The sequence below is a fragment of the Natrinema limicola JCM 13563 genome (assembly GCF_000337475.1).
Taxonomy (GTDB): domain Archaea; phylum Halobacteriota; class Halobacteria; order Halobacteriales; family Natrialbaceae; genus Natrinema; species Natrinema limicola.
The window spans coordinates 60,075-66,703 of sequence record NZ_AOIT01000051.1 but is presented as its reverse complement, the minus strand read 5'-3'; the positions used below and the strand labels follow the sequence as shown (position 1 = coordinate 66,703).

General features: G+C 64.7%; 6 protein-coding genes and 1 pseudogene. 4 read left to right on the top strand and 3 right to left on the bottom strand.

Annotation, left to right across the window (positions count from 1 at the left end; genetic code table 11):
• Positions 1–413: pseudogene (locus C476_RS13230) on the bottom strand (hypothetical protein); the annotation flags it as partial.
• Positions 414–520: 107 nt separating this feature from the next.
• Positions 521–1,912 (bottom strand): signal recognition particle protein Srp54, encoded by a 1,392-nt coding sequence (locus C476_RS13225; protein ID WP_008013800.1) that lies wholly within the window; start codon positions 1,910–1,912, stop codon positions 521–523.
• A 127-nt stretch (positions 1,913–2,039) separates the two neighbouring features.
• Between C476_RS13225 and C476_RS13220 the strand changes: the two genes are divergently transcribed.
• Entirely contained in the window at positions 2,040–2,261 is a 222-nt protein-coding gene (locus tag C476_RS13220) for a type II toxin-antitoxin system HicB family antitoxin (protein WP_008013799.1), read from the top strand.
• 78 nt (positions 2,262–2,339) lie between these two features.
• The gene (locus C476_RS13215) at positions 2,340–3,776 is read left to right on the top strand and encodes a dihydrolipoyl dehydrogenase (RefSeq protein ID WP_008013797.1); all 1,437 of its coding nucleotides are present in this window, start codon (positions 2,340–2,342) and stop codon (positions 3,774–3,776) included.
• On the opposite strand, the gene C476_RS13210 is transcribed toward C476_RS13215, so the two are convergent.
• Positions 3,773–4,573 carry a sulfurtransferase gene (locus tag C476_RS13210; protein ID WP_008013794.1) on the bottom strand — a complete coding sequence of 267 codons (801 nt, stop codon included), beginning with the start codon at positions 4,571–4,573 and terminating at the stop codon, positions 3,773–3,775. The two genes, C476_RS13215 and C476_RS13210, sit on opposite strands and share 4 nt — an antisense overlap.
• Before the next feature lie 280 nt (positions 4,574–4,853).
• Between C476_RS13210 and C476_RS13205 the strand changes: the two genes are divergently transcribed.
• Positions 4,854–5,711, top strand: coding sequence for a sulfurtransferase (locus tag C476_RS13205; RefSeq protein WP_008013793.1), 858 nt, complete (start codon positions 4,854–4,856; stop codon positions 5,709–5,711).
• 197 nt (positions 5,712–5,908) lie between these two features.
• Positions 5,909–6,541 carry a hypothetical protein gene (locus tag C476_RS13200; RefSeq protein WP_008013791.1) on the top strand — a complete coding sequence of 211 codons (633 nt, stop codon included), beginning with the start codon at positions 5,909–5,911 and terminating at the stop codon, positions 6,539–6,541.
• Positions 6,542–6,629: the final 88 nt, after the last annotated feature.

Below are 6,629 nucleotides of genomic sequence, written 5' to 3'. Positions count from 1 at the left end.
ATGTCGTCGGCGAGCGTATCATCGGTGACGGTGACGGTCACGGCAACGAGCCCCTCGAGGACGTCTGCGTACGAGCGAAGCGTCGTCACGTCAGCGGCCCGGTCGTCGCCCAGTTCGGCCGCGGCTGTCTCGAGGTGGCCGCGGGCTGTCTCGATGTGCGCTCGCGGCTCGGTCGGATCGAAGTCGACCGCCTCGGGGTTCTCGAGACCTTGGAGGTCGGTCAGTGACTGTGCGGCCGTGTTCAGACTGCCCGCAGCGCGGTCGAGCGCACGCTGACCCGTCCGATCGCTGACCGTCACATCGCTGTCGTCCGACGAGCCGGGAAGGTCACCGAGACAGCCTGCGACCGACGCGAAGAGCCCTGTGCTCACACTGGCCGCGCCGGTGCGGGCGAGATACTGCCGACGGTTCATTGCTACGGAACGGTTCGTCTAAAGCGATATTAACGTGGTGACACCGGACTCGAGCCGTGTCGGTATCGACCTCGAGTTGGCTGTTCGATAGCGAAAAAAGAGACGGCTTAGAACGGCCCCATACCGCCCATGCCGCCACCGCCACCGCCGCCTTGCTGTTGCATCTGTTGCATCATGCGCTGCATCTCCTTGTCGGAGCCCATACCCTGGAACTGCTTGATCGTCTTCTCCATCATCTTGTACTGCTCGAGCAGTTCCCGGACCTGTTCCTCGCTGGTGCCCGAGCCGCGGGCGATGCGTTCGATCTGGCTCGCACCGATGGCCTTGGGATACTCCTTTTCGGCCTCGGTCATCGAGTCCATGATGACGCTGAACGTACGCATCCGCTGTTGCGTGACGTCCATCGCGTCGTCGGGCAACTGATCTTTGATCCCGCCGCCGAAGCCGGGGATCATGTCCATCACCTGGTCGAGCGGCCCCATGTTGTTCATCGCCTCCATCTGCTTTTGCATGTCGTTCAGGGTGAACTGCCCCTGCAACATGTCTTCGGGGTCCCAGTCGTCTTCCTCGATCTCGGTCTGCTCCATCGCGCGCTCGACGCGTTCGGCGAGCTGGCTGAGATCGCCCATCCCGAGCAGCCGCGAGATGAAGCCGTCGGGCTCGAAGCGCTCGATGTCCTGGACCTCCTCACCGGTCCCGAGGAAAGCGATCGAGGAGTCGGTCTGATCGACCGCCGTCAGCGCACCGCCACCTTTCGCCGTCCCGTCGAGTTTCGTGATGACGACACCGTCGATCCCGATCGACTCGTCGAACTGCTGGGCCTGATCTTTCGCACCCTGCCCGATCGCAGCGTCCAAGACGAGCAAGGAGGTGTCGGGTTCGACGACGTCCTCGATGTCCTCGATCTCGTCGATCAGCTCGTCTTCGAGCGCGTGGCGACCCGCCGTGTCCACGATATGGACGTCGGCCTCGCTGGTCTCCTCGAGCCCGTTGCGGGCGATTTCGACGGGATCGTCGTTGTCCGGGTTGCCGTAGAAGTCGACCTCCGCACGCTCGGTCATCTCCTTTGCCTGCTCGTAGGCACCGGGCCGGAACGTGTCCGTCTGGATCACGGCCGGGCGCAGCCCCTTCGTCGAGAACCACCAGGCCATCTTCGCGGCGGAGGTCGTCTTCCCCGACCCCTGCAGCCCCGCCAGCAGGATCGTCTGTTCCTCGAGGGGCAGTTCGGTCGACTCGCCGATGAGATCGACCAGTTCCTCGTAGACGATGCGGAGGACGAAGTCCCGCGCGGGGGTGCCGGCGGGGGGTTCTTCCTCGAGTGCGCGTTCTTTGATGTTGTCCGACAGCTCCATCACGAGCGAGACGTCGACGTCGGCGGAGAGCAGCGATCGCTGAATCTCCTTGACGATCTCCTCGATGTCTTCTTCGCTGAGTCGCGACTTCCCGCGGAGCTTGTCCAAGGTGCCCCGCAGAGAACTCCCGAGATCGTCGAGTACCATTTGCTCGGTCTACGGGGCGATGGCGTTAAAGGCTTTTTCTACAGCCGATCCGAACTGCCGGATCGGTCACGGCAACAGGTCGGACGGCGTCGGTGAGTATTTCACCCGACCGCGACAACGCCCGCATATGAGTTCCGACGCAGACGTAGACCCCACCGACTACGAGGCGCTCGCGGACGCGGACGTGACCATGCGCCAAAACGAGCACGGCCTCCACATCGCCGACGACGAGGTGACCGGCGTCTCGAGCCAGGGACAGACTCCCGAGGAAGCCATCGAAAACCTCGCGGCGGCGGTCGAATCGTACAAGGAAGCGACCGCCGACGATCCAGGCGACGACTGGTTGTAAGCGATCGAACGCGATCGTCGAGCTAGCGTGTGCATAGCAGGTGCCCGTTTTACGCGGCCGTCCGTGGACGGGGCCGGTATGGAGACATACGACATCGTCGTCCTCGGCGGCGGCTCGGGCAGCCAAGTTGCCGCTGCTGGTTCCCAACAGGGCCTCGAGACGGCCGTCGTCGAACCCGGTCCGCTCGGCGGCGCGTGTATCACGCGCGGCTGTGTCCCCTCGAAGGCACTCATCCACCGGGCAGACGTCCTCGAGGAGATACGAAGCGCCGAGGCAGTCGGCATCGACGCACAGGCGACGGACGTCGACTACGGTGAGATCACGGCCGCGATCCACGACACGGTCTACGAGCAGGCAGCGAACAAGGCCGCAAACCTACAAGCCGACGACAACATCACTCTCTACCGCGGTGTGGGTCGGTTCGTCGACGATCGCACGATCGACATCGAGCCGACCGACGAGACGACGGACACGGAGCGGATCCGCGGCGAGACGGTCATCATCGCCGTCGGCGGTCGACCGGTGGTGCCCCCGATCGACGGCCTCGAGACCGTCGACTACCGCACGAGCGACGACGTGCTCTTCTTCGACGAACGACCCGACGAGCTGGTGATCGTCGGCGGCGGCTACATCGGGGCCGAACTGGGCTACTTCTTCGGCGCGCTCGATGTCGACGTGTCGATCGTCGGCCGGAGCGATCAACTCGTCCCGCGAGAGGACGATGACGTCAGCGCCGTCGTGACCGACTCGCTCGAGACACACTGCGACGTGTATACTGGCTATGAGGCGACCGCGGTCGCGGAGGGTGACGGCGGCGTCACTGTGACCGCCGAACCGACCGACGACGGGAGCGACACCGATGCCGTCGAACTCGCGGGCGACGACCTCCTGCTCGCGACTGGGCGGCGACCAAACACCGACACGCTCGCTCTCGAGGCGACGGGCGTCGAAACGGACGAGACGGGCGCCGTCGAGACCGACGAGTTCCTGAAGACGACCGCAGACGGAATCTGGGCGCTGGGCGACGTGATCGGCGCGCCGCCGTTCAAGCACGCTGCTGACTACGAGACCCGCGTCGTCACTGAAAACGTCCTCGAGGAGAGCCAGCGAGCCGTCGACTATGAGGCGATGCCTCATGCGGTTTTCACCGACCCGCAGGTCGCCAGCGTGGGCCGAACGGAAGACGGCCTCATAGACGAGGGCCACGAATACGAGGCTGTCACCGTTCCCTACGGGGCTGCACCGCTGGGGATGATCCTCGCGGCCGACGATGGGTTCGTGAAAGCGATCGCGGGACCAGACGGCGAGATTCTGGGGTGTCACATCGTCGGCCCGCAGGCGTCGACGTTGCTCCACGAGGTGGTCGTCGCGATAGATGGCGGTGGTACTGTCGACGACATCACAGAGACGGTTCACGTCCACCCTGCGCTGAACGAGGTGGTCTACGCGGCGTTCGACGAACTGTCCGAGGAAACCTACTCGACGGCACCGGACTGGCGGGACGTGAGCGGTTAGTCGTCGACGGGGCCACTTTCGACCGCGCCGTCGTGGTCGAGCCACTCCGTCAGGCTCCCCTCGTAGAAGTGGACGTCCTCGTACCCTAACGCCGTCAGGACCACGTAGGTATGGCTGATCCGGCGGGCGGTGTTACAGTAGAGGACGATCTCGCGGTCGGGCGTGATCCCACGGGCGGCAAGCAGGTCCTCGAGTTCTGCCTCGGATTTCAGCTGCCGCGTCTCCTCGTCGACGACCTCGCGCCAGTCGAAGCGCACGGCACCCGGCAGACGCGCCTCCTCGAACTCGTCTTGCTCGCGCGTGTCGACGAAGAGAGCGTCGCGCTCGAGGGCCGCTTCGACGGCGTCGTAGCCGACCAGCGGGCTCGCTTCGGGCTCGAGCGGATCGGGCTCGTAGTCGGTCGACTCGACATCGGGCGTCTCACTGGTGGTCTCGTGCTCACGGTTCCAGGCGCTGTAGTCGCCGTCGAGCAGCCGGACGTCGTCGTGGCCGTACTCGATGGCGGTGAGCACGAAGCGGGCGGCGAAGACGCCATGGGTGTCGTCGTAGGCGACGATCGTGTCGTCGGGATCGATACCCGCGTCGCCGAGCAGTTCGGCGAAGGCCTCGGCACCGGGTAACGTGCCTCGGTCGACATCGCTGTCGTCGCGATAGCTGTCGAACGGGATGGTCACTGCGCCAGGCAGGTGTCCGATGCCGTCGTATTCCCAGGCGTCTCTGACGTCGACGATGCGGACGGTCGGATCGTCCAAGTGCGCTGCAAGCCAGTCGGGGGACACGATGACGGATTCGTCCATTAGCCGGCCATACGTGGCGCAGACCCGAGTACGCACCGGTATCACGACGATCAATGGCTACCGAGACGGAGGCAAGGCTTGCTTATTCTCGAGGGCGGTCTCGATCGCGGTCACGCACGGTGCGCTCGCGTGCGTCTCGACGCCGCCGAATACGGGCCCCGTCCGACCGCTCCGCAGAATCGGCATGGAAAGCACCGGCAAGTGTCTCCGGCACGGTCGACCGGTGTCCGAATTGACCGGTTAGGCAGTTCCTTTGTGTATCACAGTTGTACGGCTGTGTATGGCAAACGACTACGCTACTGACGCACTCGTCACGGTTGACTGGGTTGAGGAGCACCTCGACGACTTCCAGAACGGCGATTCCGACCGCCGACTGGTCGAGGTCGACGTCGACACGGAAGCCTACGACGAAGCACACGCCCCCGGCGCGATCGGCTTCAACTGGGAAACCCAGCTGCAAGACCAGACCACCCGCGACATTCTCACGAAGGAGGACTTCGAGGACCTGCTTGGCAGCCACGGCATCAGCGAGGACGATACAGTCGTCCTCTACGGTGACAACGCAAACTGGTTCGCCGCCTACGCCTACTGGCAGTTCAAATACTACGGCCACGAGGACGTCTATCTGCTCGACGGCGGCCGCGAATACTGGCTCGAGAACGACTATCCGACCACCGACGAGGTACCTGACTTCGCCGAGGTCGACTACGACGCCGCCGGCCCGCGTGAGAACATCCGCGCCTACCGCGAGGACGTCGAGAAAGCGATCGAGCGCGACGTGCCGCTCGTCGACGTGCGCTCGCCCGAGGAGTACTCCGGCGAAGTGCTGGCCCCGCCAGGACTGCAGGAAACCGCCCAGCGTGGCGGCCACATCCCCGGCGCGAAGAACATCTCGTGGGCCGCCGTCACCGACGACGACGGCACGTTCAAATCCCGCGACGAACTCGAGGAACTCTACGCCGAGGAAGGCATTACGGGCAACGAGACGACCGTCGCCTACTGCCGCATCGGCGAGCGCTCGTCGGTCGCGTGGTTCGCCCTGCACGAACTGCTCGGCTACGAGGACGCCGTCAATTACGACGGCTCCTGGACCGAGTGGGGCAACCTCGTCAGCGCACCGATCGAGAAAGGTAACTGAGACGGTCTGCTGTCACTGTGCCCCGGCACACCCACAACCCGTCATGCGAGTGTGCCGGCACTGACTGACAGGAGTTCGTATGAGCCGCTACTGCCGCCCGTTTTCCGGCCCACCGAGCGACGGCTCTCGCCATCGCGCGAGAGATCATCACGCATGATCTCGACAGACATAACTCGAGCCCACCCGAAGCACTCGCCATGACTGATCCGGACACGTTCGTCGAGGCCATCACCGAGGACAACCAGACCGCGCTCTCACGACTCGGGTCCTCGAAGTCACTGTACGCCGACACCGGGGGCGACATCGACACCGAGCCGGTTCTCGAAGCGACCGCCGACGCCGAGTACGCCGCCTGGCAGACGTTTAGCGCGTGGGCCGACGACGAGAGCAACGACGAGGCACAGACAGCCTTCGAGGCCACGGCCGAGGAAGAACAGGATCACTACGAGACCGCCGACGAGAAACTCGCCGCCGACGACTACGAACCCAGCGAGGTTCCAACCCTCCACGAATACCTGCGCGAGTGCGACGACACTGTCGAGCGCGTCGGCGCGTTCGTCGGCCGCATCCTCGCGAGCCAGCGGTCGAAAAACCAGGTCGTCGGCTACTTCGTCGGCGACGCCGACCCACAGACTGCCAGCCTGTTCCGCGAGTTCGGCGACGACTTAGACGACCAACTCGAACGTGCGAAGTCGCTGCTCGAGACGGTCTGTGAGACCGACGACTGGGACCGCGCCGAGGACGCGGCAGCAGGTGCGATCGAGGCCGCCTACGACGAGTACGTCGAGTCGCTCGAGGCGATGGGCGCGAACCCGAAGCCGGTCTGCTAACCCTCTCGATTGCTGACTGCCGGTTTCGAGCCGCGTCTCGACCGTCGCAGTGGACGATCACGAACCGCCTCGAGCGCTCTATACGCCC